Raw genomic sequence first — 14,140 nt, 5'->3', positions numbered from 1 at the left:
TCATGTCCTTTACCCGTCGCCAAATCCTCGGTGGCCTGGCCGGTCTTGTTGTCGTTGGTGTCGGTGCGGGGGGCGCGTCGCGGTATTGGCTGGGAAAAATGGCCGACGCCGAAGCGGGCCACGACTATGAGCTGATCGCCGCACCGCTGGACGTCGAGCTGGTGCCGGGGCACAAGACCGAGGCCTGGGCATTTGGTCCGTCGGCGCCGGGCACCGAGTTGCGGGTGCGTCAGGGTGAATGGCTGCGGGTGCGTTTCATCAACCACTTGCCGGTGGCGACGACCATTCACTGGCATGGCATTCGTCTGCCGCTGGAAATGGACGGTGTGCCGTACGTTTCGCAGCTGCCGGTGTTGCCGGGCGAGTACTTCGATTACAAATTCCGCGTGCCGGATGCCGGTAGCTACTGGTATCACCCGCATGTCAGCAGCAGCGAAGAGCTCGGGCGCGGCTTGGTCGGGCCATTGATCATCGAAGAGCGCGAGCCGACCGGTTTCAAGTACGAAAAGACTTTGAGCCTGAAAAACTGGCACATCGATGACGAAGGCAATTTCGTCGAGTTCAGTATTCCCCGTGAAGCGGCTCGTGGCGGTACGGCGGGGCGGTTGTCGACCATCAACGGCGTGCCGAACCCGGTGATCGAACTGCCGGCCGGGCAGATCACCCGGGTGCGCTTGCTCAACCTCGACAACACGTTGACTTACCGCATCAACATTCCCGGCGTCGAAGCGCAGATCTATGCGCTGGACGGCAACCCGGTCGAACCGCGGCCGCTGGGCAAGGAATACTGGCTGGGCCCGGGCATGCGTATCTGTCTGGCGATCAAGGCGCCGGCAGCGGGTGAAGAATTGTCGCTGCGCAACGGCCCGGTGCGTCTGGGCACGCTGCGTTCAGTGGCCAATAACGATGCGCCGACTGACTGGCCGAAAGCGCTGCCGGCCAATCCGGTGGCGGAGCCGGACCTGGCCAATGCCGAGAAACTCAACTTCAATTTCGAGTGGGTCGGTTCGGTATCGGTCAACGTCGACAACGGCAGGCCGCCGAGCCTGTGGCAGATCAACGGCAAGGCCTGGGACATCACCGACAAGACCTGCGCCGACCGGCCGATTGCCAGTCTGAAACTGGGGCAGAGCTACATCTTCGAATTGAAGAACATGACCCAGTATCAGCACCCGATCCACCTGCACGGCATGAGTTTCAAGGTGATCGCGTCGAACCGGCACAAGATCATTCCGTATTTCACCGACACCTATCTGCTGGGCAAGAACGAGCGCGCGCAAGTGGCGCTGGTGGCCGATAATCCGGGGGTGTGGATGTTCCACTGCCATGTGATCGATCACATGGAAACCGGCCTGATGGCCGCCATCGAGGTGAAGTGATGCGCCAGATTCGCCCTGCGGCAATTATCGACCGCAGCCGTGATCGCGATTTCATGCGCGAAGCGCTGCTCCTCGCCGCACAAGGCGCAGCCCTCGGCGAAGTGCCGGTGGGCGCGGTGCTGGTGCAGGACGGCGAGATCATCGGTCGCGGTTTCAATTGCCCGATCAGCACCAGCGACCCGAGTGCCCACGCGGAAATGGTCGCCATTCGCGAGGCCGCGCAGGCGGTGGATAACTATCGTCTGCCGGGCAGCACGCTGTATGTGACGCTGGAGCCGTGCAGCATGTGCGCCGGTTTGATCGTGCATTCGCGGGTGGCGCGGGTGGTGTATGGCGCGCTGGAACCGAAAGCGGGGATTGTGCAGAGTCAGGGGCAGTTCTTCACTCAGGGCTTTTTGAATCACCGGGTGTTGTATGAGGGTGGGGTGTTGGCGGAGGAGTGTGGCGCGGTGTTGACCGAATTCTTTCGCGCCCGAAGAGCAAAAAGCCCCTCACCCTAACCCTCTCCCGGAGGGAGAGGGGACTGACCGGGTTGAATGGGCGATCTGCGCCGACCTGAGTTATCGAGTCGAACTCAAGTCTTGAAAAGCTCAACGATCAGCCCCCTCTCCTTGGGGGGATGGGGCTGACCGAGCTGGATGGGCCAAGTCCGTCGACCTGACATACCAAGTCGAACTCAAGTTTTGAAAAGCCCAAAGATCAGCTCCCTCTCCCACAGTGTGAGGGGACTGACCGGATTGGATGGGCGAGGTGCACCGACCTGAGTTATCGAGTCGAACTCAAGTTTTGAAAAGCCCAAAGATCAGCTCCCTCTCCCACAGTGTGAGGGGACTGACCGGATTGGATGGGCGAGGTGCACCTACCTGATTTATCGAGTCGTACTCAAGTTTTGAAAAGCCCAAAGATCAGCTCCCTCTCCCTGGGGAGAGGGCTGGGGTGAGGGGTGGGCTCACCGCGGTGTTTGGGCGATTGGATTATTTACGGGCGACAATCACCGCCCGCATCGGCGCCGGCAAGCCTTCGATGGTTTTGCTGTGGTCTTCGGGATCAAGGAAGTCGCTCAGCGACTGATACTTCATCCACTCAGTCCCGCGCTGTTCTTCAACCGTGGTTGTGCTCACGTCCACGCAGCGAATATCGGTGAACCCGGCACGGCGCAGCCACAACTCCAGCGCCGGCACCGACGGCAGGAACCACACATTACGCATCTGCGCATAACGGTCTTCCGGCACCAGCACCTGATGCTTGTCGCCTTCGACCACTAGCGTTTCCAGCACCAGTTCGCCACCCTTGACCAGGCAATCCTTCAGCGCCAGCAAATGCTCGATCGGCGAGCGACGGTGGTAGAACACGCCCATGGAAAACACCGTGTCGAAGCCTTCTAGGTTTGGCGGCAGGTCTTCGAACGGAAAGGGCAGGTGCCAGGCATTGGGTTCTGACAGATAACGCTGCACGGCCTGGAACTGGCAGAAGAACAGCCAGTTCGGGTCAACACCGATCACACTGTTCGCGCCGGCACCGAGCATGCGCCACATGTAATAACCGTTGCCGCAACCGACATCGAGGATGCGTTTGCCCTTCAAGTCGAGGTGCGGAGAGACACGCGACCACTTCCAGTCCGAACGCCATTCGGTGTCGACGTGCACACCAAACAAGTCGAACGGCCCTTTGCGCCACGGCGACAGGCCCATCAACGCGGTGTGCATCTGCGCGCGGGTTTCATCGTCGCAATCGGTGTCGAGTTTCAGACCGTTGAGCAGGTCGACTTCGCTCGGCTGGATTTTCGGCAGGGCATCCAGCGCACTTTGCCAGCGCTCCAGGTCGCCGTGACCTTTCTCCATTTTCTTGTCGAGTTGCGCTTGCAGAGTGTTGGCCCATTCGGCCAGCGGTGTGCCGGCCAGACGGCGGGCGAGGGGAGACAGATCAATCATGGCAAGGCAATCAACGAGGCAAAGTTAAGACACTGGAACCACGGCACGACTTTCGAGAACCCGGCGGCCAGCAGGCGTTCGCGGTGTTCTTCGAGGCTGTCGGGCTTCATGACGTTTTCGATGGCGCTGCGCTTCTGGGCGATTTCCAGTTCGCTGTAGCCGTTGGCGCGTTTGAAGGCGACATGCAGATCGGTGAGCAGCGCGTGTTCTTCGGCATCGTTGAAGCGCAGCTTCTCCGAGAGGATCAGCGCGCCGCCCGGCAGCAGCGATTGGCGAATGCGCGAGAGCAACGCCGTGCGCTGATCGGGGGCGATGAATTGCAGGGTGAAGTTCAGCGCCACCACCGAGGCGGGCTGGAAGTCGAGGGCGAGAATGTCCCCTTCGATCACTTCGACCGGCAGCAACTCCTGGAACATCGAGTCCTGACCGTTGAGGTATTCGCGGCAGCGCTCAACCATCGCTGCCGAGTTATCCACAGCGATTACCCGGCAACCGTCGGTGCGCACGTGGCGACGCAGGGCTTGAGTGACAGCGCCCAAGGACGAGCCGAGGTCGTAGAGCACGCTGTTCGGCTGGGCGAACTGCGCGGCGAGCACGCCGAGGTTTTCGACGATGGTCGGGTAACCCGGCACCGAGCGCTTGATCATGTCCGGGAACACCCGCACCACGTCTTCATTGAAGGCGAAGTCGGGCACCTGGGCCAAAGGCTTGGCGAAAATACGATCGGGTTCTTTGCTCACGGCGGTTCCGGCGGTGTAAATGGAAAGGCCGGCATTTTAGCCAAAAGGGCGCGGGGATGCTTGGGTTGTCTGATAAAGCGTTTTTTTGCCGGTGATCGTTCCCACGCTCTGCGTGGGAATGCCGCCCCGGACGCTCCGCGTCCCTGCGCAAATGACGCAGAGCGTCACAGGATGCATTCCCACGCGGAGCGTGGGAACGATCAGATTCGTTTAGTCTGGGAGAAAGCGGAGGCGGCGATGCCCCATTGGCCCAGCCAGTAGCTGAGGATGATGACGTACGGCGCGGCGTGGAATGGCGATACAAAGCGATCGATGCCAATCACGCTGTCAGAGAACACAAACGCCACTGCACCGCCCGCCGCCAGCAACGCCGAACGTTTCGGCACATCGGTGCCGAGACGAGCAAGCGCGCGCCAGAGCATCGCGCTGATTGCCGTGCCATAGACAATCACCGGTACTAGCAACGGCCCGAGTCCGCTGGAAATGAGCATCCCCAGCAACACCGCGCCAACACCGAGAGCAAGCACCAGCGGCAACACCGCCAGACGCTTGCAGTCACTCAGATAAGCCTTCAGATAAGCCAGGTGTGCGACCAGAAACGCACCGAGGCCAAACACGAACAAATCCCCCGGCCAAGCGAGCAACACATCACCCAGCAACGAGAAAATCAGGCCGAGACTGATCCAGCGCCGATAGTCGCTGGGTGGCGCATCGTGCAGCCAGCCGAGCAGCGCCAGCACCGGCAACGGTTTGACCAACAGACACAGTAACGCCGCGTGGGTGCTGACACCGTAGAGAAACGTCACCGCGCCCATCAGCGCCAGAATCAGCCAGCCCACGATCAGTTCACCGAAATGGCGCAGTCAAAGGTTTCCACGGGCAGCACTTCCGGTGCCCATGGCTGTTGCGAGGTCAGGCGCAGACGCCCGGTGCCGGGGGCAAATGCTTGAAAGCGCCAGGTTGATACGCCCGCCGCGCCGACGACGCCCGCGTCTTCCGGATTGCTGTAGACCTCGGGGCTGAGTGCACGCAATACGCCGCCAGCCGAATCCTGAATGGCCCAGCGATAGCCGGTGGTCGGGTTGCTTGGCAGCATGATGATGAGGTTTTGCCCGTTAGTCAGCCGTACGGGGCATTCGCTTTGTTTTTCCACGGTCACGTTGTGTTTCGGTTGTGTGGCGCAGGCGGCCAGCAACGAAAGGGCGAGGGGGACAAACAGGCGAGTGGGGGACATAAGGTCAGAGGCTCCGGCGTTTACGACGAACGGCGAGCATAACTGAAGATGAGACAAAGTGTGACAACGCCAAGCCCTCACCCTAACCCTAACCCTAACCCTCTCCCAGAGGGAGAGGGGACTGACCGAGGTGTCTTGTGTCATACATCGACCTGAAAGACCGAGTCGATTATGGATTCAGCGAAGTACTTTCAGGTCGGTGTAACTCTGCAATATTCCGCAATTAGCTCCTTCTCCCTCCGGGAGAGGGTTGGGGTGAGGGGTTTTCTGTCAGAACAATACCTTCGCTACATCGGCAAACTTCTTCGCGAAATGCACCGTAATGCCTTCCTTCAGATAATCCGGCAATTCCTCAAAATTGCCCCGGTTCGGCTCCGGCAGAATCAACTCGAAAATCTTCTGCCGGCGCGCCGCAATCACCTTCTCGCGCACCCCGCCAATCGGCAGCACATGCCCAGTCAGGGTCAATTCGCCGGTCATCGCTACACCTTTCTTCGGCGGCTGATTGCGTGCGAGCGAGAGCAGGGCGCTGGCCATGGTCACGCCGGCGCTCGGACCGTCCTTGGGTGTCGCGCCTTCCGGTACGTGCAGGTGGACGAAGGCTTCGTCGAAGAACTTCGCGTCGCCGCCGAATTGTTTCAGGTGCGAGCTGACGTAGCTGTAGGCGATCTCCGCCGACTCCTTCATCACATCACCCAGTTGCCCGGTGAGTTTGAAGCCACGGTTAAGCGTATGAATCCGCGTGGCTTCGATCGGCAACGTCGCGCCGCCCATGCTGGTCCATGCCAGACCGGTAATCACGCCAGTACCGGACAGCACTTGTTCGTTGCGAAACACGGGATGGCCGAGTGACGCTTCGAGGTCTTTCGGCCCGAGTTTGATCACCGCTTTCGGCTCGTCGATCAGCTTCATCACCGCTTTGCGCACCAGTTTGCCCATTTGCTTTTCCAGCTGACGCACGCCGGCTTCACGGGCGTAACCGTCGATCAAGGCTTTGAGCGCGGAGTCGCTGATGCTCAGGCTGCCCTTGGACACGCCGGCCTTTTCCAGCAGTTTCGGCCACAGGTGACGCTTGGCGATGGCGACTTTTTCTTCAGTGATGTAGCCCGACAGGCGAATCACTTCCATGCGGTCAAGCAATGGGCCGGGGATTGAATCCAGAGTGTTGGCGGTGCACACGAAGAGGACTTTCGACAGGTCCATGCGCAGGTCGAGGTAGTGGTCGAGGAATTCGACGTTCTGCTCCGGGTCGAGGGTTTCCAGCAGCGCCGAGGCCGGGTCGCCCTGGTAGCTCTGGCCCATCTTGTCGATTTCATCGAGCATGATCACCGGGTTCATCACCTCGACGTCTTTCAACGCCTGCACCAGTTTGCCCGGCTGCGCGCCGATGTAGGTGCGGCGGTGGCCCTTGATCTCGGCTTCGTCGCGCATGCCGCCGAGGCTGAAGCGGTAGAACGGCCGGCCGAGGGATTCGGCGATGGATTTGCCGACGCTGGTTTTACCCACGCCTGGCGGGCCGACCAGCAGCACGATGGAGCCGCTGATCTCGCCTTTATAAGCACCCACGGCGAGGAACTCGAGGATGCGATCCTTGATGTCGTCGAGGCCAGCGTGGTGTTTGTCGAGGATTTTGCGCGCGTGCTTGAGGTCGAGTTTGTCCTCGCCGTAGACGCCCCACGGCACTGACGTCGCCCAGTCGAGGTAATTACGGGTGACCGCGTACTCGGGCGAACCGGTCTCGAGGATCGACAGCTTGTTCATTTCCTCTTCGAGGCGCTTCTGCACTTGCGCCGGCAGGACTTTGCCTTCCAGGCGTTGCTCGAACTGTTCAAGATCGGCGCTGCGGTCGTCCTTGGTCAAGCCAAGTTCCTGCTGAATGACCTTGAGTTGTTCCTTGAGGAAGAACTCGCGCTGATGCTCGCCGATCTTGCGGTTAACTTCCGCCGAAATCTCTTTTTGCAGGCGCGCGACTTCGACTTCCTTGCGCAGCATCGGCAGGACTTTTTCCATGCGCTTGAGCATCGGCACGCAGTCGAGCACTTCTTGCAGTTCGGGGCCGGTGGCCGAGGTCAGCGCGGCGGCGAAGTCGGTCAGCGGCGACGGGTCGTTGGGGCTGAAGCGGTTGAGGTAGTTCTTCAGCTCTTCGCTGTACAGCGGGTTGAGCGGCAGCAGTTCTTTGATCGCGTTGATCAGCGCCATGCCGTAAGCCTTGACCTCGTCGGTCGGCTCGGTGGGCTGGTGCGGGTATTCAACCTCCACCAGATACGGCGGGCGGTGGTGTTTCAGCCAGGTCTTGATGCGCACGCGGCTCAGGCCTTGGGCGACGAATTGCAGTTTGCCGTTCTCGCGACTGGCGTGATGGACTTTGACCAGGGTGCCGTATTGCGGCAGGGCGCCGGTGTCGAAGTGGCGCGGGTCTTCCTGGGGCGTGTCCATGAAGAACAGGGCCAGGGAATGGTGTTCGGATTTGCTGACCAGTTCGAGGGTTTCAGCCCAGGGCTCTTCGTTGACGATGACTGGCAGGACTTGCGCCGGGAAGAACGGGCGATTGTGGATCGGGATGATGTAGACCTTGTCCGGCAGGTTCTGGCCGGGCAGGGCAAGGCCTTTGCCGGAAGACGTGTGTTCGATGTGTTCGGCTTCGGTGTAGTCGTCGGGGTTTTCCGGGAATTCTTGCTGGTCGCTCATGGGGCACCTGCGCAATGGAGTATGGGTCTTAGATGGGGCAGGCCTTGGGTGGTTTCAATGGGGGGCGATGTTTCTGCTTGTGTGTTCAGGGTTTTGACAGGGTTTCTCTGCACTTGGCGATCGTTGTTTCCATCTGAACGCCACCCGAAACACGCTCGCTGAGACATTGGCCTGCGCTATTGCTGTAAGGCGCAGAGCGGTGGCATCCGGGCTATAAAAAACCACCGGGCCGTCAAGCCCGGTGGTGGTTGGCAATGCGCAGGTCAGGCCTGACGGTTATTTCACCTCGGTCAATTTCAGATCACTGACCAGCATATCGATCAAGGTCCCCAGATATTTGAAACGCTCATCTTTTTTCTCCCAGCGATCAATGAAAAACAAGCCGTGGTCATTGACCTGAATCGGTGTCTCAACGATGTCGCCGGACCTGGATTTATGCACCAGACGGAGCTCGCCCGTATCCGTATTTTCGATCATGAACATCCCGGGTCGGGTCAGTTTGCTGCGCTCGACGGCCGGCGTCAGGGCTGGTTTTTTCTTGCCGGCGACGGCCACTTCCAACAGGAAATCGCTGCGCAAGGCCCGGCTATTGGTTCCGCGCTCGCTGGCCACCGCTCTCCAGGTCCCGCGATGGATATCTCTGGCCAGTTCCGGAGCGGTGTCGCGTACGTGGAGACTGACCGCCGAGAGCGTATCCGCCAGACCCGGCACACCCAGGTTGTAGTTGGTGTGGGCATTGCCGATGAGGGCCACCCACTTGTGCGGCCCATGTGCCAGTTGGTCGGCATCGATCACATGGGTGGCGAAATAGCTGAACATCTCGTTTCGCGAGATATCTTCGTTAAACACACCCTTGAGGTGGTAAGACGCCGTGCAATCGAGGGCCCTGATACGGACTTTGTACTTGGCCGCCGCCTGGAGGACCTCTGTGTAGGTATCGTTACCGTTATAGGTCGGCATTTGGCCAAGGTCCTGAACGCGCAGGTAATTCTTCAGTCTGTCCGGCATGCGCTGTGTCCGAAAAAAAGTATCCAGATCGGCCTGGTGCAAATCGGTGAACAGATGTTCCACGTAGAGCGTGTCATACCCGGCTTGCTTGAGCGCCTTCATGTACTTTTTCAGCAGCGCTTTGCTCGATACGTGGCTATGGGCCTCACCGATCAGCAGGTTCAAGCGGCCGTCGGCCAGCAGCTGCAAAAACGCCTCGAACGTGGTGTCTGAGGTGAGCGTCGGCAGCGTGGCCGCTTCGGGGGGCGTGTAGTAAGTAAATGCGTCCCTGGCCTTTTTCTCCAGACGTTTGCGGTGGGCGATGAACGCGTCGAACGCCTTTTTTTCACTCGGTACGGTCGGGCTGTAGCGTGAATCCATGGCGTAGGGTTGATGCAACATTTGCGCAATATCGTCGCGCATCGAGGGCGGGATATCGTACTCGCTGAAATGCTCGACAACGGGGGTAATCGCTGCTGGCCTGGAGACGGGCTGAGGCGCCTTGTACGCCGTCGGCCATTGCACACGATAATCGCCCTTGGCGGCCGAATCCCCGGCGATTGCCCCGGCTGAATCGAGGCCGATACGTGCCGCCTGACCCTCTGCGACATCCTCCACGCGCACGGCGACAGCCGCGTGCAAGTCGGCCAGGCCGGGGGTGTTGTCGAAGGTGGACATGCGTGATTGTTCGGTGAGGATCACCCAGCGCTCATCAGGCGCGTCGGCGATATCGGCGGCCAGCGTCTTGTGCGAATAGAAATTCCTCAGGCTGTTGCTGCGAGGGGTCAATGGCGAGACCTCGTCCAGTACCAGCGCGCCTTCCAGTTTGTAGCTGGTCGAAGCATCCAGCGCATGGATTTTCAGGCCCTTTTCGCGAGCGGTACGCACCAGTGCCAGATAGGAAAATGGCGCGTCCTGCTCATGGCCCAGCGCACGGTCGACGGCTTCAAGATGTTTTTCGATGTGTTTCCAGGATTTCCCCTTGTTCATTTTTTCCAGCTTCGCCTTGAAGACATCCGCTGCCAGGTATTCCACGTAAAGTCGCTTGAAGCCACTTTCAACGAGGGTGTCCAGATGATTGATCAGCAGTTGTTTGCTGGCGATCGAACCGGGCTGGGCGCCGATCACCAGATTCTTCCCTTTGACCGCGTCACTGGCGATCAACTGTGTAAATGACAAGTCGTCGGCGATCGGCGGGACTTGGGCGCGGGCTGGCAGCGCGGTAAGGTCAGCGAAATGCGCGGCGGCGTCTTTGCTGAGCTTTTCGACCTGTTTCAGGTAGGCGGTGCGTGTCGAGGCGAGGCGTTCCACGACCCCGACAAGGATCAAGCGGGGATCGGTGCCCATGTAGTCTTGACTGCTAAGGAGGGTGTTTTCCCGGGTTTGCGGATTCATCACCGTTTCGATGCGCTGGCGGTATTCGGGCTCGACGCCATAGATCTTGTGCGGACCGTCTGGCTCTGGCACGGCCTCGTACTTCGGCGCACCGCCGGACACGCCGGCGCGCACCATCACTCCGTCGGAATTGCGCACGGCGAGAATGCCGCTCGAGAGGGGGGCGCCGAATTCCGGGTTGTTCAGATAGAGCACATGACGACCGAGTAAGTCGGCATTTTCCCGGATGTAGTACACCTGACCTCTGAAAAACACCGCACTCATTTCATTCCGCTTGGGGCCAGGTTCCACTTGTTCGATCACGGTCATGACATCGCGTTGTTCGTTGAGGGCGCTGGCGATGCTCTGTCGCAAAGGCCGGCGCACAGTTTTGAGCGAACGCAGCGCCGGACGCAGGTCGGTCAGCAACGCGCCGACACTGTTGAACAGATAACCGACCAGGTGCTGGAACGCTTCGCCGTGGTCACCCTGACGGTACGCGTGCAGCACGAGCATGGCGTCCTTGAACGCCAGGAGCAGGCCGGTGCTCAGGCTCAGCAGCGGGAACGGCGCCGTGGCAATGGCGGTGATCCATTCGATACTGTTCCAGACCAGACCGGCGATCATCTCGGCACGGCTGGTGGTGGTGGCGTTAACGTCGTCGATACGACGTTGCAACTTCATGTCGTAAAGGACAGTGCGCAGGTCACTGACCGCCGCGACCGCGCGGGTCGAGTCGTAGCGTGCAGGGCTGGGTGTGGTTTTATTGAGGTCTTTGGGCAGCCCTTTCTTGATGTTTTCAAGGTATGTGCGAACCCGGGTCCGGGCGCTGACGTCGACGCGCAACGTCAGGTATTCGAGCATGCCGGACTGCTGCTGAAGCAGGTAATTGAACAGCCGCGCTTCGCGGAAAGCGACGCCGTCGGGCGCCTCGGGGGTGTAGAGCAGATCCGGGTTGGCGCCATGGCTGAACAGCCACGCATCGAGCACCCATTCGCCGTCGATCATCAAACGGTGGAGCGGATAGGTCGTGCGCATGGAGCCGGAAGTTTCAGCCATGCTGTCGATACTCTGCTCCAGCCATTGCAGATCATGGCTGGCGATATGGCCCTGCAGCTGGCATTCCAGCGCGGCGTTTTTCATCTGGCGCTGGGTAATGGCCAGGGTCGTGTTGCGCCGGAAGTCATAGCCTTCGCTCGTCGAACTTTGCAGTTCAGCCTTGACCTTGTCGATGTAGCGTTGGCCGATCCACACACCGGTGACCGAGCGTGCGACATTCTGTGCGGTCAGGCTGCTGATATCGATGCCTTGCGGGCCTTTGAAGCGGGCCGAGCGGAAAAATTTCTCATCGAGAAAACCGACGCCGTCGGCGTAGCCATCGCGATACAGCGTGGTGTAGTTCAGAGGTTTTGGCGTCCACGAGCGCACGATGGCGGTCGGCGAGTAAGCCCAGACGGTATCCGGATCGACATCGTTGGTGGTGCGCTTGAGCAAGCGGTTCAAGCTGATTTTGGCTTGCTCGTGTACGTAGTCATCAAACGCCGGAAAGCGACTGCCCGACAAGGCATGCTTGTTGAACGCGCGCAAGGCGCCTTCGGCGTCTTCACTCAGGGTCGTCAGCTTTCGGCGGTTGGCAGCCGTGGTGGAGCGATACCACAGCGGTGTACTGAAGTCATAGTCGTCGATCCGTGTGGCGAGCACATGTTCAGCCATCGCGCGCAGGCAATCGGGATGACTGCCGGTGTGAGCGAACGTGACCTTTTGATGCTCCAGCGCCTCAGGTTTGAAACTCAGCCCGGCCAACACGTGGCGCAGCTTTGCGCGAAAGCGCATGGGCGCACGGCTGATCAGGTAGCCGGCCATGCTGTCGGCGGCATCACTGTGTTTGGCCCAGCCCAGCAGGTGGGTCTGGCATTCGCGCTCACTGTCGAAGGCCTGGAATTGTTGCGTTCGCGGCGCCTGTGGTGTGCACAGCAACAGCCGTTTGAGCGCGCCGCCGTCATCGTACTGGCGCAGCACCCAAAAATCTTGCAACTGGGCGCCGTGCAGCGACAGGGTGGCGGCGCGCAGGCGCGCATCGCTACCGTCACGCAGGCGCTGGATCAGTTGCAGGTCATTGTCGAGCAAGTGCCCTTGCAGCACCGCCGTGTGAGCGAGGGCGACGATACGTTTATCGAGCATCTGCTCGATGGCAGGTTTGATTGCAGGCCTGGCCTGCAGCTCATTTTGCAAGTGATTGAAGTCAATCCGAGGTTGCAGCTCTACGGCTTGCCTGATCAGCCACGCCGGCGTCACGTCAGCGTAGGCTGGCGGCAAAGGCGCGTCATCGTAGGTGAGGGTGGTGTACTTCAAAAACTCCGAACCCGGTAATTCATCGCCGGTGTGCGGGCCGCGCAAGGACAGCTCGAGCAGACTGGATTGATGCACATAAACGCCGTAGCCCGGCACTCGGCGATCGGTCGAAAGGCTTAACTTTGCCGGCTCGAGGTCGTCGATTTCCAGGTCTTCGCTCAGGCGCTCCAGCCATTGCTGGCGGGCCAGTGCCGTCAGGCTGCCGGCCGGCTCCAGCAAGTCGAGCAGGTCTTGCCGCGCCTGCTGGTAGTTGCGCAGATGCTGCGCCAGTGCGTCTTTTTGCGCGGTGCTGGCGCTTCGAAACCAGTCCGGTGCGCTGTAGCGCAGGTGGCGCTCGAACAAGGTTTGCGCGCGTAATTCCAGGCGCGGCGTGAGATCCGGCAGGGCAGCGGCAATGGCGCGGTCCAGCGCGGTGAGCAATTGCCTGGGGTCTTGCTGTGGATTTTCGGCGAAGCTCAAGGCGCGCTCGATATCCTGCGTGCGTTTTTCGATCAGCGCGTCGTAGGTGTGTTCGAACAACGGTCTGCTGTCGATTGGCGCGAGCAGCAGCGGCCAGATCCCTGCTGCGCCCACGGCGTGATAGCGCGTCGGCAACATGGACATGAACTCCTCGCTACCGCTGGCGTGGTTCAGCGATGTTCGCAGTTGGCTGTCGAGATCAGCAAGGGAGTTGAAGAATTCGATGCCTCTTGCGGGGGTAAACAGCAGGGCGAAACCCATGCTCTGGTCGGTCTGCAGGTCCTTGACGCGGCGAGTGTCTTTTTCCGTGACCACAAAGGCGCCGGCCAGCTCAACGGTGGTGTCTTGATAGCTGAACTGCAGCGCGTACATGGCCGGACGCAGCATCGGCACCGCATCGAGTTTTTGCAGCAGTTCGCCGGCTTGCGGGTGCAGCAGGCGGTCGGTGACGGCCTGTCTGGCTTCGTGGCCGATGGCGGTGAAGCCTGCGTCATATTTGAGGAAGGTTTTCGCTGGTTTATCGTCGATCCGGTCGCGCTGATCCATGTTGATCAGTTGGGTGGCCAGCCTGACTTTCAGGGTGGCAATCAGTTGTTTGCCTTCGTCGCTTTGCAGATCGCTGTTTTCCAGCGCCTGATACAGCTCGCGGCTGCGTTGCAGGTAGCTGGTGCGATAGGTTTTCAGTTGTTCGTCGAGGCGTTTCAGAAAGGCCTGTTCGGTACTCGGTTTTTGTTCGGGAAGCAGCGGGGTTGATGTATTGAACAGGTGATGGGCGATCGCGTTGAGATCGTTTTTGACCTCTTCGGCGGTGGGGGGGGCGGCGAGGTTCATGGGCATTTTTTCCATGCTGAGGGTGAGCGGCCAGCATGGCGAGGGGCAGTGGGGGGCGGGTGGTATATATGTATAGGGGGTTATTGGTCTGTCGATGTAGAGCTTGGGTTCGACTCGGTATTTCACGTCGGCATGCGTCTGGCCTTTACCTGTGATGGAGCGGCA

Annotated in this window: 8 protein-coding genes; 2 read left to right on the top strand and 6 right to left on the bottom strand. The window is 60.1% G+C overall.

Annotation, left to right across the window (positions count from 1 at the left end; translation table 11 throughout):
- Window positions 1-2 precede the first annotated feature (2 nt).
- Complete coding sequence (locus tag CKW14_RS19550; RefSeq protein ID WP_095048335.1) at window positions 3-1,379, top strand: multicopper oxidase family protein; 1,377 nt, start codon at window positions 3-5, stop codon at window positions 1,377-1,379.
- Window positions 1,379-1,879, top strand: a complete 501-nt coding sequence (gene tadA, locus CKW14_RS19545) for a tRNA adenosine(34) deaminase TadA (RefSeq protein ID WP_095048334.1) — start codon at window positions 1,379-1,381, stop codon at window positions 1,877-1,879. Before CKW14_RS19550 ends, tadA begins: the two co-directional genes overlap by 1 nt.
- 474 nt (window positions 1,880-2,353) lie before the next feature.
- On the opposite strand, the gene cmoB is transcribed toward tadA, so the two are convergent.
- The 6 genes from cmoB to CKW14_RS19515 all read right to left on the bottom strand — a co-directional run bounded on the left by cmoB (window position 2,354) and on the right by CKW14_RS19515 (window position 13,975).
- Window positions 2,354-3,310, bottom strand: a complete 957-nt coding sequence (gene cmoB, locus CKW14_RS19540; RefSeq protein ID WP_095048333.1) for a tRNA 5-methoxyuridine(34)/uridine 5-oxyacetic acid(34) synthase CmoB — start codon at window positions 3,308-3,310, stop codon at window positions 2,354-2,356.
- A complete protein-coding gene (gene cmoA / locus CKW14_RS19535; protein ID WP_007916813.1) occupies window positions 3,307-4,050 on the bottom strand; it encodes a carboxy-S-adenosyl-L-methionine synthase CmoA in 744 nt (247 codons plus the stop codon). Before cmoA ends, cmoB begins: the two co-directional genes overlap by 4 nt.
- Window positions 4,051-4,250: 200 nt before the next feature.
- Complete coding sequence (locus CKW14_RS19530; RefSeq protein WP_176471311.1) at window positions 4,251-4,889, bottom strand: lysoplasmalogenase; 639 nt, start codon at window positions 4,887-4,889, stop codon at window positions 4,251-4,253.
- 2 nt (window positions 4,890-4,891) lie between these two features.
- Window positions 4,892-5,284 carry a protease inhibitor I42 family protein gene (locus CKW14_RS19525; protein ID WP_093430626.1) on the bottom strand — a complete coding sequence of 131 codons (393 nt, stop codon included), beginning with the start codon at window positions 5,282-5,284 and terminating at the stop codon, window positions 4,892-4,894.
- A gap of 270 nt (window positions 5,285-5,554) precedes the next feature.
- Window positions 5,555-7,972, bottom strand: a complete 2,418-nt coding sequence (gene lon / locus CKW14_RS19520; protein ID WP_095125897.1) for an endopeptidase La — start codon at window positions 7,970-7,972, stop codon at window positions 5,555-5,557.
- 276 nt (window positions 7,973-8,248) lie between these two features.
- Window positions 8,249-13,975 (bottom strand): membrane-targeted effector domain-containing toxin, encoded by a 5,727-nt coding sequence (locus CKW14_RS19515; RefSeq protein WP_095125896.1) that lies wholly within the window; start codon window positions 13,973-13,975, stop codon window positions 8,249-8,251.
- Window positions 13,976-14,140 lie beyond the last annotated feature (165 nt).

It is taken from the genome of Pseudomonas sp. Irchel s3a12 (assembly GCF_900187485.1).
GTDB lineage: Bacteria > Pseudomonadota > Gammaproteobacteria > Pseudomonadales > Pseudomonadaceae > Aquipseudomonas > Aquipseudomonas neuropathica.
This window is presented reverse-complemented; position numbering and strand designations above follow the sequence as displayed.

Excerpts from the sequence above, each read along its gene's own strand:
- lon (WP_095125897.1), bottom strand. The coding sequence starts at position 7,972 with ATGAGCGACCAGCAAGAATTCCCGGAAAACCCCGACGACTACACCGAA.
- tadA (WP_095048334.1), top strand. The coding sequence starts at position 1,379 with ATGCGCCAGATTCGCCCTGCGGCAATTATCGACCGCAGCCGTGATCGC.
- cmoB (WP_095048333.1), bottom strand. The coding sequence starts at position 3,310 with ATGATTGATCTGTCTCCCCTCGCCCGCCGTCTGGCCGGCACACCGCTG.
- CKW14_RS19515 (WP_095125896.1), bottom strand. The coding sequence starts at position 13,975 with ATGAACCTCGCCGCCCCCCCCACCGCCGAAGAGGTCAAAAACGATCTC.
- CKW14_RS19550 (WP_095048335.1), top strand. The coding sequence starts at position 3 with ATGTCCTTTACCCGTCGCCAAATCCTCGGTGGCCTGGCCGGTCTTGTT.
- CKW14_RS19525 (WP_093430626.1), bottom strand. The coding sequence starts at position 5,284 with ATGTCCCCCACTCGCCTGTTTGTCCCCCTCGCCCTTTCGTTGCTGGCC.